This is a genomic window from Sporosarcina sp. 179-K 3D1 HS (genome assembly GCF_047228905.1).
Lineage (GTDB): Bacteria > Bacillota > Bacilli > Bacillales_A > Planococcaceae > Sporosarcina.
In genome coordinates this window covers 496,044-513,274 of sequence record NZ_JBFEGI010000001.1, presented here as the reverse complement: position 1 = coordinate 513,274, position 17,231 = coordinate 496,044, and the positions used below count along the sequence as shown (strand labels likewise).

Genomic DNA, 17,231 nt, shown 5'->3' with positions numbered 1-17,231 from the left:
CCTAACTGTTTGATTGGTCTATTTATAAATTATACATACAGGGGGTGCAAAGATGGCGAAATATATTGCGAAACGTGTCGTGTATATGTTCCTTTCTCTCTTCTTGATTGCGACTTTCACTTTCATATTAATGAAAATGCTGCCCGGTTCCCCATTAGCTTCCGCTGAAAAACTATCAGCCGAACAAAGGGCAGTCGTCTATGAAAAATATGGATTGAATGATCCGTTGCCCGTGCAATATGTCAGGTATATGGGGAATTTGGCAAAAGGGGATTTTGGGGTTTCATTCCAATATAAAAATGCCGATGTTATGGCATTGATTATTAAGAAGTTGAAGTATTCCATGATACTTGGTTCGCAAGCGCTTATTTTCGGTACATTGGTCGGAATTATCCTCGGGATGATTGCGGCTTTGAAACAAAATACGATATGGGATTACGGAAGTACGGTGATAGCGATTCTAGGAGTATCCATTCCGTCTTTCGTTTTCGCCGCCTTATTGCAATATGCGTTTGCCGTTCATTGGCAATGGTTTGATGTCGGTCTTTGGAAAGGGTGGAAATCGAGTGTGCTGCCATCTCTTGCGCTGGCGATGACACCGATTGCGATGGCGGCCCGATTCATCCGAACGGAAATGATTGAAGTGTTGAGTTCGGACTATATCTTGTTGGCGAAAGCAAAAGGGGCGAGTTGGTATGAAATCGCATTCAAGCATGCGTTCCGCAATGCACTCATCCCACTCATCACCGTGCTAGGCCCAGTGGCCGCCAGCTTATTGACAGGTTCTCTCGTCGTAGAACAGATTTTCGCCATTCCGGGAATCGGGGAGCAATTCGTCAAATCGATCAGTTCGAATGATTATGCTGTCATTATGGGGACGACACTTTTCTTCTCGGTGTTCCTGATAGTTATCATCCTGATCGTGGATATTTTGTATGGAATTATTGATCCGCGTATCCGGTTGTCGGGAGGTGCTAAGTAATGACGCATCATATGGAAGGCTTGCCGAAAGATGCATTTGAACAAGTTGTGGTGGATAGCGCACAAGCAGAGAAAATTTCCAAGCCGAGTCTCAGTTTTTGGCAAGACGCCTGGTTGCGGATCCGCAAAAACAAAGCTGCTATTGTTAGCGCGTTTGTTTTGTTATTCCTCATCATCATGGCGTTTGCCGGGCCTTATATGGTGGAGCATGACCCTGAAAATGTACGGGTCACCCATGCCAACCTGCCTCCGAAGATTCCAGGTCTGGAGGATCTCGGTATCTTTAATGGTGAAGGAAAGCTCGGTTCTAAAACTGTTAATTTATATGAAGTAAAAAAAGTCGAGGAGTATTACTGGTTCGGAACGGACAGCTTGGGCCGTGATCTGTTCAGTCGATTATGGAAAGGGACGCAAATCTCACTATATATCGCTTTTGTTGCGGCAGTGATTGATATGTTGATCGGTGTCATCTATGGCGGCATTTCCGGTTATTATGGAGGCCGTGTCGATGATATCATGCAGCGGATTGTAGAAATATTGATTGGGATCCCGACTCTCGTTATTGTCATTTTAATGATTATGGTCATGGAGCCCGGAATTTGGTCGATCATCATTGCGATTTCCATAACCGGATGGATTGGCATGTCAAGGATTGTCCGTGGGCAAGTGTTGAAATTTAAGAACCAGGAATTTGTCTTAGCGGCAAAAACGCTAGGTGCTAGTGATGGACGGATCATCAAGAGGCATTTATTGCCAAATATCATGGCGATTGTCGTCATCAATATGATGTTCACCATTCCGACGGCGATTTTCTTCGAAGCATTCCTAAGCTTCATCGGACTTGGACTTCAGGCACCGAAAGCATCCCTTGGCACATTGATCAATGATGGATATAGATTTTTGGAATACCAGCCGCATATGCTGTTCTTTCCGGCTATTGTGCTAAGTGTCCTCATGATCGCCTTCAACTTGATCGGAGACGGATTGCGGGATGCACTTGATCCGAAAATGAAAGACTAAGGGGGAAAGCGAAATGGAGAAAATAGTAGAGGTGCGGAACTTGGAGCTTTCCTTCCATACATTTGCGGGTGAAGTGAAAGCGATCCGGGGTGTCGATTTCGAAGTGTTCAAAGGAGAGACGCTTGCCATCGTGGGAGAATCCGGTTCGGGTAAATCCGTGACGAGCAAAGCGATCATGCGGCTTCTGCCGAATTCCAGTACAGAGTATAAAAATGGAGAGATCCTATTCGGTGGAAGGGACTTGCTGTCTATTTCCGAGAAGGAGATGCAGAAAGTGCGCGGGAAGGATATCTCGATGATCTTTCAGGACCCGATGACCTCGCTCAATCCGACGATGACCATTGGCAAGCAAATTATGGAGCCCTTATTGAAGCACCAAAAGCTTAGCAAAAAAGAAGCTTGGCAAAAGTCGATTGAATTGCTTGGACTTGTCGGTATGCCTCAACCGGAGATGAGGATGAAGCAATACCCTCACCAATTTTCTGGTGGGCAGCGCCAACGGATTGTTATTGCGGTTGCGCTGGCTTGCAATCCGAAACTCCTCATTGCGGATGAACCGACAACTGCGTTGGACGTCACCATTCAAGCGCAAATTTTAGAACTCATGAAAAAGTTACAGAAACAGATTGAGACAGCGATCATTTTCATCACACATGACCTTGGGGTGGTCGCCAATGTGGCGGACCGCGTCGCTGTTATGTATGGAGGGCAGATTGTGGAAGTCGGAACGGTCGATGAAATTTTCTATAATCCGCAACATCCGTACACATGGGGCTTGCTCAGTTCGATGCCGTCCTTGGATACGGACGAGGAACAATTATATGCCATCCCCGGCTCGCCTCCGGATTTATTGGACCCGCCAAGGGGGGATGCCTTTGCCCTTCGAAGCGAGTATGCGTTGAAAATCGATCTGGAGAAGAGGCCGCCGCTCTTTAAAGTGAGTGACACCCATTATGCTGCCACTTGGCTGCTTCATCCCGATGCGCCACCTGTAGAACCTCCAGCTCCCATTGTGGAACGGATGAAAGTATTTCCGGGCAGTCGATATTATGAAGGGAAAGCAGGAGGTGCAAGATGATGACCGAAAAATTACTGGAAATCAAGCATTTAAAACAGTACTTTAATGAAGGCAAAAAAAATGAAGTGCGTGCAGTGGATGATATTTCCTTTGATATTTATCGGGGAGAGACACTCGGCTTAGTGGGTGAATCGGGTTGTGGAAAATCAACGACTGGCCGTACCATCATCCGCCTGTACGAAGCGACTGGAGGGGAAGTCATCTATGATGGCGTAAATGTCCATGCCAAAAAGTCGAAAAAGGAATTGAAAACTTTCAACCGGAAAATGCAGATGATTTTCCAAGACCCGTACGCTTCACTGAATCCGAGAATGAAAGTGCTTGATATCATCGCGGAAGGACTGGATATCCACGGCTTGGCCAAAAGTTCAAAAGAACGGACGCAGCGGGTGTATGAACTGTTAGAAACGGTAGGCTTGAATCGGGAGCATGCCAATCGGTATCCGCATGAATTTTCCGGAGGGCAGCGCCAACGTCTTGGAATAGCACGCGCGCTTGCGGTGGAACCGGAATTCATCATCGCGGACGAACCAATATCTGCACTCGATGTGTCCATCCAGGCTCAAGTCGTGAATTTATTGAAGGAACTGCAAGAGAAGAACGGGTTAACCTATCTGTTCATCGCCCATGATCTGTCGATGGTGAAATATATTTCAGATCGGATCGGGGTCATGTATTTCGGAAAATTGGTCGAGTTGGGACCAGCCGACGATATCTATACATCGCCAAAGCACCCGTATACCCAATCGTTGCTCTCTGCGATTCCCTTGCCGGATCCGGAGTATGAGCGGACGCGGGTAAGGAAAACATATGACCCTTCCGTCCATCAGTACAAGGAGGGGGAGGAGGTGACCATGCGGGAAGTGGCACCAGGCCATTACGTCCTCTGTTCGGAACGGGAGTACCGGGAATTAGTAGCTAAACAATAATGTAGGAGGATCGGGTTCTCAAAGGTGAAACCGATCTTTCTGTATTTTTCATACAATTCTGGTACGATGGCAAAAAGGGAGTGTGTATGCATGAAAAGATGGGTGTGGATACTAGGAGTATGCCTAGTGATAGCTATGGGGAATGCAATTTCTACTGCCGCGGAGGAAGATGGAAGTTTCCGAGAGTTTGCGGAACGTACATATGGATTTACAACAATCGATGAAGCTGTGATTGCTTCCTCGGAACTGTTCCGGTTTCAGTCAGGTCTGACATTCGACTATCCCGATGCAGTCCGCGGTGTTTATGTGACCGGTCATTCTGCGGGCGGAGAGCGGTTTGACCAGTTGGTGAATTTGATTGACAAAACCGATTTAAATTCAATGGTCATCGACATCAAAGATGATCATGGATATATCACCTATATACCGGGGCAAGATTCCGAACTGGCCGCTTTGGATATCGGGCAACCGTATATAAAAGATCCTCATTCTCTATTGAAAACATTGGAAGGGAAGAAGATTTACCCGATTGCCCGGGTCGTTGTTTTCAAAGATAGCGTTCTTGCCCAGAAGCGTCCCGAACTTTCATTTACAGATGGAGGGGAAGTCTGGAAGAATGGAAGGGGCGAGTCCTTTGTGAATCCGTATCTGAAAGAAGTATGGGATCATAATGTCGCCATTGCGAAAGAGGCGGCCGAGATGGGATTCCAGGAAATCCAATTCGATTACGTGCGTTTCCCGGAAGGATTTGAGAAACGGCATGAAACGCTGAAATACGAAATGGGCGAATACACAGAATCCGAATTGGATCCGGTGCAGCGTCGGGTGGAAGCTGTGACCGATTTTGTTGCTTATGCGAGAGAACAGTTGCAACCCTATGACGTCGACGTTTCTGTCGATATTTTCGGCTATGCGGCCACGTTGCCCGAAGCACCGGGAATCGGACAGAACTTTTCCAAGATATCCGAAAATGTCGATGTCATTTCATCAATGATTTATCCAAGTCACTGGACTTCTTACTTCGGTATTTCAAAACCGGATTTGGAGCCTTATCGGCTTGTGGCCGAATATGCCAAAGTGGAGAACCAAGTGCTATCGAAACTGGAGGCTCCCCCAATATCCCGTCCATGGCTTCAAGATTTTACGGCATCCTGGCTAGGGTCGGGCAATTATAAACGATACGGGAAAGCGGAAGTCGAAGCGCAGATCAAAGCGTTGAAAGAAAATGGCATCGATGAGTTCCTTCTATGGAACGCAGGCAATCGTTATACGGAAGGTGTCAATTATACTCCATAATGAATAGTAGAAAAGGCAAGGGGCTGTCTAGGATAGGCAGTCCTTTTCGCATGAGACCGCTGCGCTCATAACTTCCCACTGGCGTTTATAAAACTGGATTGGTGCTTATATTTTAGGAGAACCGCGCATAAGTCTAGGTTGGCGCTTATATTTCCCGACAATCGCTTATAGCGGCAAAGAACCGCTCATATCCTAAAACAACCGCCCATAACTGAAGCGCACCTCCGCACCATAAAAAGGGGCTTTCCAGCTAAAAGGACAGCTCCTTTTTGTATGAAAAATAAGGTGTTGTCCTTTTATCATCTATTTGTTCGGAACTCCGCACAATTTTCACAGTTTGAATATAAAATAACAAAGGTGGGTATACTATGTCGGATAACGATTATTGACATTTTCGTTGACATTTCCAATGAAACCTTTTTGCCTCTCCATACGTACTATATAGTAGCAAAGGATAATATTTCTTTTTTCATTAATATAAATCTAATTGAGAAAGCAAAATATTTGACAAGAGGATGTTTAAAAAAATATCTTATCGGGTATAACAGATAAGAGCCTCTGAATTAGAACGAAGAATTACGTAGAAAGTCATTACTGTTGCGGAATTGTGAAGATACCTCTAATTTTTTCAGGAAAAGTGTATTCATTGGTGTCAATAACGTGTATAATAGGTGTAGAACTATTCTTTTTACAATCATTCTAATTTAAACATCAATTTAAATATCTAATAAGCCGACTGAAAGGAAGTGTCAATGTATGATGGTTACATTATTCACATCGCCAAGCTGTACGTCATGCAGAAAAGCAAAAGCATGGTTAGAGGAACATGAAATTCCATATACAGAGCGCAATATATTTTCAGAGCCATTAAATATCGACGAAATAAAAGAGATCCTTCGAATGACGGAAGACGGAACAGACGAAATCATTTCAACTCGCTCGAAAATCTTCCAAAAGTTGAACATCGACGTAGAGAGCCTTCCACTCCAACGGTTGTATGAACTGATCCAAGAACATCCAGGGCTTCTCAGAAGACCAATCATTCTAGATGAAAAGAGATTGCAGGTAGGGTACAATGAAGATGAAATCCGTCGATTCCTACCGAGAAAAGTGAGGGCCTATCAGCTGCAAGAAGCACGGCGCATGGTCAATTAACTAAACATACTATCCAAAAAGCTGATGGGAATGACATTGAAAAATGCCGTATGCCTATCAGCATTTTCGATTTTCCTTGCTTTCCCGGCGGATGTTATCTACAATGCTAGTATTATCAAAATTATAATGTTCTTGCCGTGACGGAATCCTTTCATATTGTGACGGACGTTCATATACTAGTACTAAGCATTGCAGGTGCTCTACACATTATAGAGGGACTAGTTCGGACTGGTTCCGGAGGAAGGGAGAGAAAAGGGATGGAAATAGAACGCATCAATGAAAATACTGTCAAGTTTTTCCTATCATATATCGACATTGAAGAGCGCGGGTTCACCCGTGAAGAAGTATGGTATAACCGTGATAAAAGCGAGGAATTATTTTGGGAAATGATGGACGAAATCAACGATGAAGGCGACTTTGAAATCGAAGGGCCTTTATGGATCCAAGTCCACGCCATGAGCGGCGGCATCGAAGTGACCGTGACTCGGGCCCAAATGCCTGCGGATGGGCAACAATTGGAATCCCCATTTGATATGGATGACCCTCGTAAGATGTTTCAATCCGATGGTGAAGTGTTTGATGAAATAACGGACCTGGAGAATGAGGAAGAGGAAAACGGATTTGATTGGATAGATAATATGTTTGTCTTTAATGAATTCGAAGAGTTGATTCAACTTGCTAGCCGCATGTCAGGGTATGAGAAGGCCAGAACTGCGTTATATTCGTTTGAAGATAAATATTACTTGTATCTAACCTACGACCCAGATGCCATTCAAGACTTTCGAAAGACAGATTTATTAAGCGTCATCTCCGAGTTCGGTCATATATCGAACGTCACCATCCATCGACTCCAAGAATACGGCACTCCCATTATTGAATCTGATGTTTTTCAAACGATTGAGAAATATTTTTCATAATGTATCAATTACGCCTCGGCGTAATTGCGTCCAGATTTTGAATCGAGCTTGCTCGATTGACTCCTTTCAAAATCTGTGACATCTGCCGGAGGCTTTATCTTTATTCAGCGGGCATTTGAACACCCGCTGAATAGGGAATTAAACCACATTAATCCCATTACCCTAAGAGTTTGGGATTTGCTGAATAAAGATAAAACAGCTGCTGCGAAGTGGCTGTTTTTTATTTTTGCAGTTGCATATATGACTGAAAATTTGTAAAATGAAAAGAAAGGAGTGTTGCCTATTTTGACTGCCCTTGACCAGAATGGTAATTTGGTTGTTCTTTTGCCTTCGATGGAGAAGGATATGTTACGAAAGTCTAGAACGACTAGTCTATTTTATTGTCCCCAGTGTGAAAATCCCGTTCAACTAAAAGTGGGAGATATCGTCATTCCCCATTTTGCCCATCTACATGACACATCCTGTTCCAATGCTTTTTCGGAAGGAGAGTCCTTTGAGCATTTACTCGGAAAGCAACACCTGTTCACTTTCTTGCAAAAACACGCGGAACGGGTTGAACTGGAACCGTTTGTCGAACGGATTTCCCAGCGGCCTGATCTGCTTGTTACCCTTGATTCTAAGCAAATTGCGATTGAATTCCAATGCAGTCCCATTTCTGCCCTCCGGATGAATGATAGGACAGCTGGTTATCAACGAGCTGGCATAGCCCCGTTTTGGCTACTGCACACACCGGACAAGTCTAGACAGCAGCCACAAGGAATCGGCATCTTTCAATTTTCCCGATTTCAGGAACAATTCTTCACCTCCCATCCCCCTGAAGGATCTATGTTAATCACCTACCATCCTCAATCAGATTGTTTCCATTATTTCAGTAGTCTTCTCCATATTGCCGGAAGACGATATATCGGCAACCACCGAAAGTTGCCTAGTTGCCGACAAAGCGTTCCGCTTGCACGTCCTAAGGTGCCAACCGAAGAAGAAATACAGTACTATTACGTGTTATATCAGACGGCCCGCTCTACCTTTTTGAAAACAAGTATATGGAGAAATCGGAAAGGGCTAAGAGATCCCTTTTTGCGAAAATGCTATGAAATGCGAATCATTCCTTCCGAATTGCCGACATGGATCGGAGTCCCTACCCGTAATTCGGAAGCTTTTCGTGAGCATGATTGCGAATGGCAAGCCGCTTTCATTTATTTTGCACGTAAGAGAGAGTTGCAGATTGACCAGTTGTCCAAATCTCATATAAAAAAGTTTCTCAATCGATATGACGGAAATCGAGAGAATTTGGAGAAAGCTTGTCTCGCCTATCGAGATTTTTTAATCAAATCACATGTCGATATTCGAAAGAATCGGGACAACCTCCTCGAAAGCTGTCTAATCAAGGTTTTAGCAGGAAGATTCCTTGCAATACCAAGCGAATATTGAGAAAATGAAGTCTACTCTTTGCTTGGAATGGAGGACTATTAATGGGTAGTGAATCAAAAAATAAAGTGTTGACACGGGAGGAAATCAAGACGGAAGAAACATGGCGCCTCGAGGATATTTTTGAAACGGATGAGGCTTGGGAAAAGGAATATAAGGTGATTGAAGAATTTGCAAAGAAGGCGGACTCCTATAAAGGAACGCTCCGTAACGGAGCAGACGCCCTTTATGATGCCTTGACATACCGCGATAAGTTATCTGAGAAGCTTCGTAGGCTTTACACATATGCTCATTTAAAAGCAGATCAAGATACGACGAACAGCTTTTATCAAGCGATGGACAGCCGGGCCAAAACATTATATGTCAAAGTATCCACAGCACTCTCCTTTTTCTTGCCGGAACTTCTTGCGATTGATGAAGAAGAGTTGAATCGATTGGTGGAATCCCATAAAGGCCTTCAATTGTATAAACAAGAATTCAGAGAAGTCAACACACAGCGGCCGCATGTCTTGCCAGCAGAGCAGGAAGCACTTCTCGCCCAATTGGCTGAAGTGACTGGTAATCCATCTGAAACTTTCAATATGTTGAACAACGCCGATCTGACGTTTCCGCTGGTAAAAGACGAGTCCGGTGAAAAAGTAGAGCTCTCTCATGGGCGCTATATCCGATTTTTGGAAAGTGATGACCGGAGCGTCAGAGAAGAAGCGTTCAAAGCAATGTTTTCGAAGTATGGAGAATTTCAAAATACATTTGCTTCAACATTATCTGGAAATATTAAAAACCACAACGTCAATGCGCAAATCCGGAACTATGGATCCGCCCGTGAAGCGGCAATGTCGAATAATCATATTCCCGAAACGGTATATGAAAACTTAGTTTCAACCATCAATAAAAATGTCCACCTGCTACAGCGTTATGTAGCACTTCGTAAAAAAGTGTATGGCCTCGACGAACTCCATATGTGGGATCTATATGCACCTCTCATTAAAGAAGCTAACACGAAAATCAGCTACTCGGAAGCAGAAGAGACGATGTTGAAAAGCTTCCAGCCGCTTGGTGATGATTATGTATCGATTGTCAAAGAAGGATTGGAAAACCGGTGGGTCGATGTCCGGGAGAATAAAGGGAAGCGATCGGGTGCCTATTCCTCGGGCTCATTTGGCACAAATCCTTATATCCTGATGAATTGGCAAGATAATATCAACAACTTGTTCACATTGGCCCATGAATTCGGGCATAGCGTCCACAGCTATTATTCACGAAAATACCAGCCATTCATTTATAGCGGCTATTCAATCTTCGTTGCAGAAGTGGCTTCTACGGTGAATGAGGCAATCTTGAATGACTATTTGCTAAAGACGACGGAAGATGAACAGAAACGGATCTACTTGCTGAATTACTGGCTCGATGGGTTCCGGGGCACCGTGTTCCGCCAGACGATGTTTGCCGAGTTCGAGCATTTGATCCACCAATTGGACCAGCAAGGCGTCGCGTTGACAGCCGAAAAACTAACGGAAGAGTACTACGCGTTAAACAAAAAATACTTTGGAGAAGATCTTGTCATCGATGAAGAGATCGGTTTGGAATGGGCGCGGATCCCTCACTTCTATTATAATTACTACGTTTATCAATATGCGACAGGCTATAGCGCAGCAGTTGCTCTGAGCCATCAGATTCTGACAGAAGGGGAGCCCGCAGTCGAGCGGTATATCAACAATTTCCTGAAAGCCGGATCCTCGGATTATCCGATTGAAGTCTTGAAAAAGGCCGGCGTCGACATGACGAGCGCCGCTCCAATCGAAGAAGCATGCCGGGTCTTTGAAGAAAAGTTAAACGAGTTGGAAGCCCTGTTGCTGAAATGAAATCGAGCAATCCCTTTATCCTTTGACTGGATAGAGGGATTTACTTGTGAATAGAATGTGAACGGAAATCGCTCATCAAATGTGACGATTTTGTGAACTTCATTGTGAAATGTTGTCGTTACTATTATTTTATGATAAATTAAAGACGTGAAATAAATCACAATCCCAAACATACACCCCTTTTGTTTGAACGTGAACATTTCTCCCATTCCCTTTGTAAAAGAGCATCCACTTCCCCCCAGGAGTGGATGCTCTTTTCGTTTGTCTGGGATAGGGCCGTGCTCCGATGGGGAACTGGGGCATTTCCTGTCACGGGCAAACTGTCATGGCGATTCGGAGGCAATTCGAGGAACTGTCATGGCACAGCCGGGAACTCTAATGGCCTAGCGGAACTGTCATGGCAAATGGGGCAACTGTAAGGGCAATCCATGGAACTGTCATGGCGCGGCTAGAAACTGTCATGCCCCGGGCAAACTCTCATGGCAATTCGGGTAACTGTAAGGGCAATCGCCGAAACTGTCATGGGGCGTCATGAAACTGTCATGCCCCGGGCAAACTGTCATGGCAATTCATGCAACTGTAAGGGCAATCGCCGAAACTGTCATGTCCCGGTCAAACTGTCATGGCAATTCGGACAACTGTAAGGGCAATCGCCGAAACTGTCATGGCTCGTCGTAAAACTGTCATGTCCCAGGCAAACTGTCATGGCAATTCGGGCAACTGTAAGGGCAATCGCCGAAACTGTCGTGGCTCAATCTCGAACCAACCAAAAAGCCTCACGCCGGAGATACTCCGGTCGTGAGGCTTTTATAATTTATGAAGATGGTTGTTTTTTACGCCACAGGGTGGTGTCTTGGACGAGAAGACGTTCCACGTGTTGTTGCAGTAGGCGTTTTTTGAGTTCGCGTTCCGCGGATTTTTCGGAAATCCGGTAGATGTTTGCAATTTCTTCTGTTGTTAGGGTGTCGAAGCGGTGGAACAGATCGTCGAGTGACGGTGGTAGGTCGGGTGCCAGGGGTTCTCCAAGAAGTTCCCCGAGAATCTGTTCGTATACGGCAAAAGTGTATAGCCCGCTCACCTTCAGCCCTTCGTCTTCGATGTTTTCATTGAAAAAAACAAAAGTGGGGGCTGTCTCGACATCCATTTCCCTTGCTAAATATAAGTCCACTTGCATGGCCCGTAACACATTTTTTGATGAAAAATCGCGGATAAACTCATCTACATCTAGATTGACCTTTTCTGCAATTTCAACGAGAACCGAAAATGATGTGACATTTCGGGATTTTAAAAATGAATATTCCAACATTTTGGATAGGAACCGGAATCCAGCCCGCTTTCCTTGAAACTCGGCGGCTTTAACAGCAATGCTTGGAAAAGTGGGATGTAGTTTACCACATGCTTTCGGATCCGCATTGTCTTCAAGACATTTCATATTCATTGCCGGCATGGATGTTCGCAGAGCAATCCGAAGTGTGAAATAGCGCTCATATTCGATTTGCAGTTTACGTAAAATCGGCTGCAATGACCAACAATCGTTACATAGTGGATCAATGAAAACGTACAATTCAATCGGCCGTGTCGACGGGGACGGGCTAATTGGATTATCTAAGAGGACTCGCCGATTCACGGACGATCCTCCCCAATTCGATTGACCATATGGTTTGCAGTCATCACGAGGCGCTTGTAGTACATTTCCCGTAACGGTCCTTCTAGTCCCACTTCATCCATCGCTTCTGCCATACATGAAAGCCATGCTTCCGCCTGCACCGGCGTGATGGGGAAAGGCATATGGCGTGCTTTCATCATCGGATGGCCGTGTTCTTCCGTATATAAATTAGGCCCACCTAAATATTGGGTTTGAAATTGTTTTTGTTTCCGTGCTGTTTCCGTCAGGTCATCCGGGAAAATCGGGTACAAGTCCGGGTGCTTTGCAACTTTATCATAAAATCTATCGATTAGGTCCGACAACTTCTCAGCACCGATCTCCTCATAAGGGATCAAAGGTTTTCGAGTCATATATGTCAATCTCCTTTGCTCTGACTGTATTGACATTCTATCAATCCCGCAGATCTTACACAAATAAAACAGCTTATGCACACAGGGGGAAAGCAAGCGTGACAAGGAACTCCTGTCCACTTCAACTACCCATTGGTGCCGTCCCCAACTCTATTGGCGCAGCGCAAATTAAACCGAAACTCCATTATAATAGCCGAGCACTTTTCTGACATATTGTTGGGTTTCCTTGAAAGGAGGTATCCCACCATGCTTTTTCACATTTCCCGGACCTGCATTATAAGCGGCGAGGGCAAGCTCGACATTCCCTCCAAATTTATCTAACATTTGCCGGAGATACTTTGACCCTCCCATAATATTCTGGACCGGGTCAAAACTATTGGTAACACCAAGAAATCTTGCAGTGCCTGGCATAAGCTGCATCAACCCTTGGGCACCGGATCGACTTACGACTTCATTGTTAAAATTGGATTCTTGCCGAATAACCGATGCAATTAGCTTTTCCGGTATATTATATTTCTCTGCCGCTTGCTTTATGATATCAGCATAAAGTCCTCCGCTCACCTTAGTTTGGCTTGTGGCTGGGACGGCATTCGGTATATTAATAGCTTGTACAGACAGTAAAGAGTCGGGAATGAAAACATGGTTCATTCCACCATAATGCAGCGGCTCTGAAGCAGCTGCCGTTTCGAGTGCCGTTGCCGATACGGAAGACAAGGATTCCGCCATGGAAGTGGTATGGATCATATCCTCCAGCATCATCTGAAATAAAGCAGGTGAGGAATCGGCCAGCCCCGCATACGTCTGAACGCTACCAAGGGATTGCAGTGAATTGATTTCCATCAACGTGCGAAGTGAGCGTACATCCATCCTTTTCATTCCTTTCGACAATCATGAATACCCTTCTCCTCTATTATACCAATTCTGAATGAAAAACACATCATCCGAACTGCACCGCTGCCGCTCATATGGTAGACTAAACGTAAAGACATGAGAAGGGAAGAAGAGATTGTGGCTATTCAAAATAATGTGGAACACGGATTCGAATTCGAAGGGAATATCCATTTTGAACTGAGTAAAACATCCGAATGTCCCAAAGGCGAGCCATCCGGGAAAATGATCACGGATTCCGACGGACTAGCCTTCGTATATTTATTCGAACAGGATGCGGGCTACGGACAGCTCCGATTTCCAGAGGAAGTGTGGCCGTCCATGGTGGATGCTTTGGCAAAGGATGCCGATCCGGTTCTTGCATGGCAAGGTGAAAAGATTCCGCTTGTCGGATTTAAAGATGAATTGATGATGCTTATCTATAACATAGAGGGTAACGATAACTATGGAGAGGCATTCTCCACAGCGGTCGAGCATGCTTTCGGTTCGATCTTACAGAGCGCGGAATAAGAGCATGGGGGGATCCATTTGAAAGAGTGGAAAGAATTTCTACAACCGTATAAGCAAGCGGTCTCCGAGTTGAAAGTGAAGCTCAAAGGGCTGCGGGCCCAGTATGAGCTGGAGGTCGTCCACACGCCTGTTGAATTTGTGACAGGCCGTGTCAAGCCGCTACCGAGCATTTATGATAAGACGCTTGAAAAAGGGATCCCTTTCGAGCCGTCGAGTGAGCTTGCCTCGGAACTACCGGATATTGCAGGTCTCCGTATTATGTGCCAGTTTGTCGATGATATCCCGACGGTTGTCCGCGCCTTACGGGAGCGGAAGGATCTTCGGGTGGTCGAAGAGCGGGATTATATTGCCCGAAAAAAGCCGAGCGGTTATCGGTCGTATCATATGATCATCGAGTATCCGGTGCAGACGATCCACGGGGAGAAGACGATTCTCGCAGAGATCCAGATCCGCACGTTATCGATGAATTTTTGGGCGTCGATTGAGCATTCGCTAAATTATAAATATGAGGGCGAAATGCCCGAAGAGATTCGACACCGGTTAGAGCGGGCTGCCGAAGCCGCTTTCCAACTGGATGAGGAAATGTCGCAGATCCGGGACGAAATTCAGGATGCCCAACAATATTTCAGCGCGTTCAAGGAAACGGCGACCCGCAGCTATCCGAATAAGAAAAAGAAGGGAGGACGGGAGGAATGAAATTCGCAATTCAATCTAGAAATGATAAATTATCAAACGAGTTAATGGCCCAAGCAAAAAAATATTTGACGGAATTCGGCTTGACCTTTGATGAAGAGGAGCCGGAAATTGTACTGTCGATTGGCGGCGATGGAACATTGCTACATGCCTTCCATAAATATATCCATCGGCTAGAGGATACGTCGTTCGTCGGGATCCATACGGGTCATCTCGGATTCTACGCGGATTGGAAACCTTCTGAAATTGAAAAACTTGTCATTGCGATTGCACGCAAGGAATTTGAAGTAGCTGATTATCCGCTTCTAGAAGTAACTATCAATTACCAACATTACCAAAAGAGCACCAAGTATTTGGCGTTGAATGAATCAACGGTCAAGTCCCCGGAAGTGACCTTCGTAATGGATGTGGAGTTGAACGGCGAACACTTTGAGCGGTTCCGGGGCGACGGCTTGTGCATATCTACTCCCTCCGGCTCTACTGCGTACAATAAAGCGCTTGGAGGAGCAATCATACACCCTGCCATCCCGGCACTCCAGTTGACGGAAATGGCATCCATCAATAACCGGGTCTTCCGGACTGTCGGATCGCCGCTCGTTTTACCGAAACATCATAGCTTGATGTTGGTTCCGGTAAACGGTCCCGATTTCATGTTAACGATCGACCATTTGCAATTGCTGCATAAAGACGTGAAGTCGATTGAATACAGGGTGGCGGAGGAGAAAGTCCGCTTTGCCAGGTTTCGTCCATTCCCGTTCTGGAAACGGGTCTCCGATTCATTCGTGGCGAGCGAAGTGAAAGATGAATAGAACAGATCGCCGTTTTCATCTTCAGTATCGCGTGGAAGGAAAGGATATTCTGTTGAGGGACTTCCTTCAATTCAACGGGATATCGAAAAGAACGCTGACCGCATTGAAATATGGGGGCGGTTCCATTCAAGTGAACGGCACGGAGCGAACGGTCCGCCATTCATTGGCGCACGGCGACCAGGTGACGGTAATATTTCCTGAGGAACAGACCAGCGACGGGCTTCGACCTGAAGAAGGACCGCTTTCGATCCTTTATGAAGATGAAGCGTTACTGATCATAGATAAACCCGCAAACCAAAGCACGATTCCTTCCAGGGACCACCCAGGAGGCTCCATCGCCAATCGGGTGGCGGGAAAATTCAAAAGGGAAGGGATTCCGGCAACGGTTCACATTGTCACGCGGTTGGACCGGGACACGTCGGGATTGCTTTGCATTGCAAAAAATCGGCATATCCATCACTTGTTAAGCGAGCAGTTTAAGGTGGATGGGATCTACCGCAACTATTTTGCGATTGTTGAGGGTCCTCTTCAACCAGGACAGTTTACAATTCAGCAACCGATTGGCCGAAAAGAGGGAAGCATTATTGAGAGGATTGTCCGAATAGATGGTAAATATGCGAGGACAGATGTTGAGGTGCTTTCCAACCATAAGATGAACGGGGAAGAACTCACTTACATTTCGCTCGTACTTCATACGGGAAGGACACATCAGATCCGGGTGCACATGCAATGGTTCGGCCACCCTCTCGCAGGAGATGACCTGTACGGGGGAACTCGTAACTTGATCGGGCGGCAGGCCTTGCACTGCGGGGCGCTCGGATTTACACATCCGTTGTCAGGAGAAGAGCTGATGTTCCGAAGTGAAATCCCCGCAGATATGATGAAACTCATCGGCACGGAATAAGTGCTGTTAGTTAAATGTGGTAAAACGATCAGGCATATAGGGCTGTAAGGATGGCGTCTCTACTATTTCCATTTCAGGGTAACGGATGGCGGTCAGGGCACCGCCAAAAACGCAACCTGTATCAATATTTACAGTATTGTTCAAAAAACGGGCCTGTCTGACTGGGGTATGCCCGTATACGATAAATGGAGCGCCTTTATATGTTTTGGCCCAGTCCCGTCTGACGGGTCGGCCATCAGGGTGCCTCTCGCCGGTAACATCTCCATAAGTAACGAAAACCCGGATTTTTTTTGATTCCGGAGATCCGATCATACTTTCACGAATTCCAGCATGGGCAATGACAAGTTTTTCATTGTCCAGCAATTGATAGAGAGGCAGTGCCTCATAAAAATGCCGATAACGTTTTAAAAAATCAAGACGTTTTTCGACAGGAAGTGCGTCGAGTTCGGCAACTGTCGTTTCTAAGCCGTGGATCTGCTCGACATGATTCCCTTTAGCGAAACGGTAAAATTTATTGCAATGATTTCCCGGGGAATAATGCAGTGAACCGGCATCCTGCATTCGAAATAATAGCGACAATGTTTCTACTGAATTCGGGCCTCGATCCATGGCATCTCCGACAAATGCAAGCGATCGGCCATCCGGGTGGACAGGAATATTATTCTGCATAATATATCCTAGTTTGTCGATTAGTGACAAAAGTTCGTCAAAACAACCGTGAATATCGCCTATAATGTCATATTTCATT

General features: G+C 45.6%; 17 protein-coding genes. 13 read left to right on the top strand and 4 right to left on the bottom strand.

Annotated features, from left to right (window positions below):
- The first annotated feature begins 52 nt into the window (after window positions 1-52).
- From opp3b to pepF, 9 genes are all read left to right on the top strand, one after another.
- The gene (opp3b, locus tag AB1K83_RS02555; protein WP_413056575.1) at window positions 53-982 is read left to right on the top strand and encodes an oligopeptide ABC transporter permease; all 930 of its coding nucleotides are present in this window, start codon (window positions 53-55) and stop codon (window positions 980-982) included.
- Complete coding sequence (gene opp3C / locus AB1K83_RS02550; protein WP_413056574.1) at window positions 982-2,001, top strand: oligopeptide ABC transporter permease; 1,020 nt, start codon at window positions 982-984, stop codon at window positions 1,999-2,001. Before opp3b ends, opp3C begins: the two co-directional genes overlap by 1 nt.
- 13 nt (window positions 2,002-2,014) lie before the next feature.
- Entirely contained in the window at window positions 2,015-3,079 is a 1,065-nt protein-coding gene (locus AB1K83_RS02545; protein ID WP_413056573.1) for an ABC transporter ATP-binding protein, read from the top strand.
- Entirely contained in the window at window positions 3,079-4,008 is a 930-nt protein-coding gene (locus AB1K83_RS02540) for an ABC transporter ATP-binding protein (RefSeq protein ID WP_413056611.1), read from the top strand. Before AB1K83_RS02545 ends, AB1K83_RS02540 begins: the two co-directional genes overlap by 1 nt.
- Before the next feature lie 135 nt (window positions 4,009-4,143).
- Window positions 4,144-5,304 (top strand): putative glycoside hydrolase, encoded by a 1,161-nt coding sequence (locus AB1K83_RS02535; RefSeq protein WP_413056610.1) that lies wholly within the window; start codon window positions 4,144-4,146, stop codon window positions 5,302-5,304.
- 759 nt (window positions 5,305-6,063) lie between these two features.
- Window positions 6,064-6,459, top strand: coding sequence for a transcriptional regulator SpxA (gene spxA, locus AB1K83_RS02530; RefSeq protein WP_340745664.1), 396 nt, complete (start codon window positions 6,064-6,066; stop codon window positions 6,457-6,459).
- Window positions 6,460-6,716: 257 nt separating this feature from the next.
- Complete coding sequence (gene mecA, locus AB1K83_RS02525; RefSeq protein WP_413056572.1) at window positions 6,717-7,376, top strand: adaptor protein MecA; 660 nt, start codon at window positions 6,717-6,719, stop codon at window positions 7,374-7,376.
- 285 nt (window positions 7,377-7,661) lie between these two features.
- Window positions 7,662-8,804 (top strand): competence protein CoiA, encoded by a 1,143-nt coding sequence (locus AB1K83_RS02520; protein ID WP_413056571.1) that lies wholly within the window; start codon window positions 7,662-7,664, stop codon window positions 8,802-8,804.
- 41 nt (window positions 8,805-8,845) lie between these two features.
- On the top strand, window positions 8,846-10,663 hold the full coding sequence (gene pepF, locus AB1K83_RS02515; RefSeq protein ID WP_413056570.1) for an oligoendopeptidase F: 1,818 nt from the start codon (window positions 8,846-8,848) through the stop codon (window positions 10,661-10,663).
- A gap of 814 nt (window positions 10,664-11,477) precedes the next feature.
- On the opposite strand, the gene AB1K83_RS02510 is transcribed toward pepF, so the two are convergent.
- From AB1K83_RS02510 to AB1K83_RS02500, 3 genes are all read right to left on the bottom strand, one after another.
- Window positions 11,478-12,290, bottom strand: a complete 813-nt coding sequence (locus tag AB1K83_RS02510) for a DsbA family protein (RefSeq protein ID WP_413056569.1) — start codon at window positions 12,288-12,290, stop codon at window positions 11,478-11,480.
- Window positions 12,287-12,679: a globin gene (locus tag AB1K83_RS02505; protein ID WP_413056568.1), complete on the bottom strand. Its 393-nt coding sequence runs from the start codon at window positions 12,677-12,679 to the stop codon at window positions 12,287-12,289. Before AB1K83_RS02505 ends, AB1K83_RS02510 begins: the two co-directional genes overlap by 4 nt.
- A gap of 168 nt (window positions 12,680-12,847) precedes the next feature.
- Complete coding sequence (locus AB1K83_RS02500) at window positions 12,848-13,546, bottom strand: lytic transglycosylase domain-containing protein (protein WP_413056567.1); 699 nt, start codon at window positions 13,544-13,546, stop codon at window positions 12,848-12,850.
- 141 nt (window positions 13,547-13,687) lie between these two features.
- On the opposite strand from AB1K83_RS02500, the gene AB1K83_RS02495 reads away from it, so the two are divergent.
- Genes AB1K83_RS02495 through AB1K83_RS02480 form a run of 4 tightly spaced genes read left to right on the top strand, consistent with a single transcriptional unit; the run spans window position 13,688 to window position 16,483 of the window.
- Window positions 13,688-14,077, top strand: coding sequence for a hypothetical protein (locus AB1K83_RS02495; protein ID WP_413056566.1), 390 nt, complete (start codon window positions 13,688-13,690; stop codon window positions 14,075-14,077).
- 18 nt (window positions 14,078-14,095) lie between these two features.
- Window positions 14,096-14,773, top strand: coding sequence for a GTP pyrophosphokinase family protein (locus AB1K83_RS02490; protein WP_413056565.1), 678 nt, complete (start codon window positions 14,096-14,098; stop codon window positions 14,771-14,773).
- Window positions 14,770-15,579, top strand: coding sequence for an NAD kinase (locus AB1K83_RS02485; protein WP_413056564.1), 810 nt, complete (start codon window positions 14,770-14,772; stop codon window positions 15,577-15,579). Before AB1K83_RS02490 ends, AB1K83_RS02485 begins: the two co-directional genes overlap by 4 nt.
- Window positions 15,572-16,483: an RluA family pseudouridine synthase gene (locus AB1K83_RS02480; RefSeq protein WP_413056563.1), complete on the top strand. Its 912-nt coding sequence runs from the start codon at window positions 15,572-15,574 to the stop codon at window positions 16,481-16,483. The genes AB1K83_RS02485 and AB1K83_RS02480 overlap by 8 nt, the downstream gene beginning before the upstream one ends.
- A gap of 6 nt (window positions 16,484-16,489) precedes the next feature.
- Here the strand turns inward: AB1K83_RS02480 and prpE are convergent, their stop codons facing one another.
- A complete protein-coding gene (prpE, locus tag AB1K83_RS02475) occupies window positions 16,490-17,230 on the bottom strand; it encodes a bis(5'-nucleosyl)-tetraphosphatase PrpE (RefSeq protein ID WP_413056562.1) in 741 nt (246 codons plus the stop codon).
- Window position 17,231 lies beyond the last annotated feature (1 nt).

What these genes read in the sequence shown, in the direction of transcription:
- opp3b (WP_413056575.1), top strand. Translation starts at nt 53, where the DNA reads ATGGCGAAATATATTGCGAAACGTGTCGTGTATATGTTCCTTTCTCTC.
- opp3C (WP_413056574.1), top strand. Translation starts at nt 982, where the DNA reads ATGACGCATCATATGGAAGGCTTGCCGAAAGATGCATTTGAACAAGTT.
- AB1K83_RS02545 (WP_413056573.1), top strand. Translation starts at nt 2,015, where the DNA reads ATGGAGAAAATAGTAGAGGTGCGGAACTTGGAGCTTTCCTTCCATACA.
- AB1K83_RS02540 (WP_413056611.1), top strand. Translation starts at nt 3,079, where the DNA reads ATGACCGAAAAATTACTGGAAATCAAGCATTTAAAACAGTACTTTAAT.
- AB1K83_RS02535 (WP_413056610.1), top strand. Translation starts at nt 4,144, where the DNA reads ATGGGGAATGCAATTTCTACTGCCGCGGAGGAAGATGGAAGTTTCCGA.
- spxA (WP_340745664.1), top strand. Translation starts at nt 6,064, where the DNA reads ATGGTTACATTATTCACATCGCCAAGCTGTACGTCATGCAGAAAAGCA.
- mecA (WP_413056572.1), top strand. Translation starts at nt 6,717, where the DNA reads ATGGAAATAGAACGCATCAATGAAAATACTGTCAAGTTTTTCCTATCA.
- pepF (WP_413056570.1), top strand. Translation starts at nt 8,846, where the DNA reads ATGGGTAGTGAATCAAAAAATAAAGTGTTGACACGGGAGGAAATCAAG.
- AB1K83_RS02505 (WP_413056568.1), bottom strand. Translation starts at nt 12,679, where the DNA reads ATGACTCGAAAACCTTTGATCCCTTATGAGGAGATCGGTGCTGAGAAG.
- AB1K83_RS02500 (WP_413056567.1), bottom strand. Translation starts at nt 13,546, where the DNA reads ATGGATGTACGCTCACTTCGCACGTTGATGGAAATCAATTCACTGCAA.
- AB1K83_RS02485 (WP_413056564.1), top strand. Translation starts at nt 14,770, where the DNA reads ATGAAATTCGCAATTCAATCTAGAAATGATAAATTATCAAACGAGTTA.
- AB1K83_RS02480 (WP_413056563.1), top strand. Translation starts at nt 15,572, where the DNA reads ATGAATAGAACAGATCGCCGTTTTCATCTTCAGTATCGCGTGGAAGGA.
- prpE (WP_413056562.1), bottom strand. Translation starts at nt 17,230, where the DNA reads ATGAAATATGACATTATAGGCGATATTCACGGTTGTTTTGACGAACTT.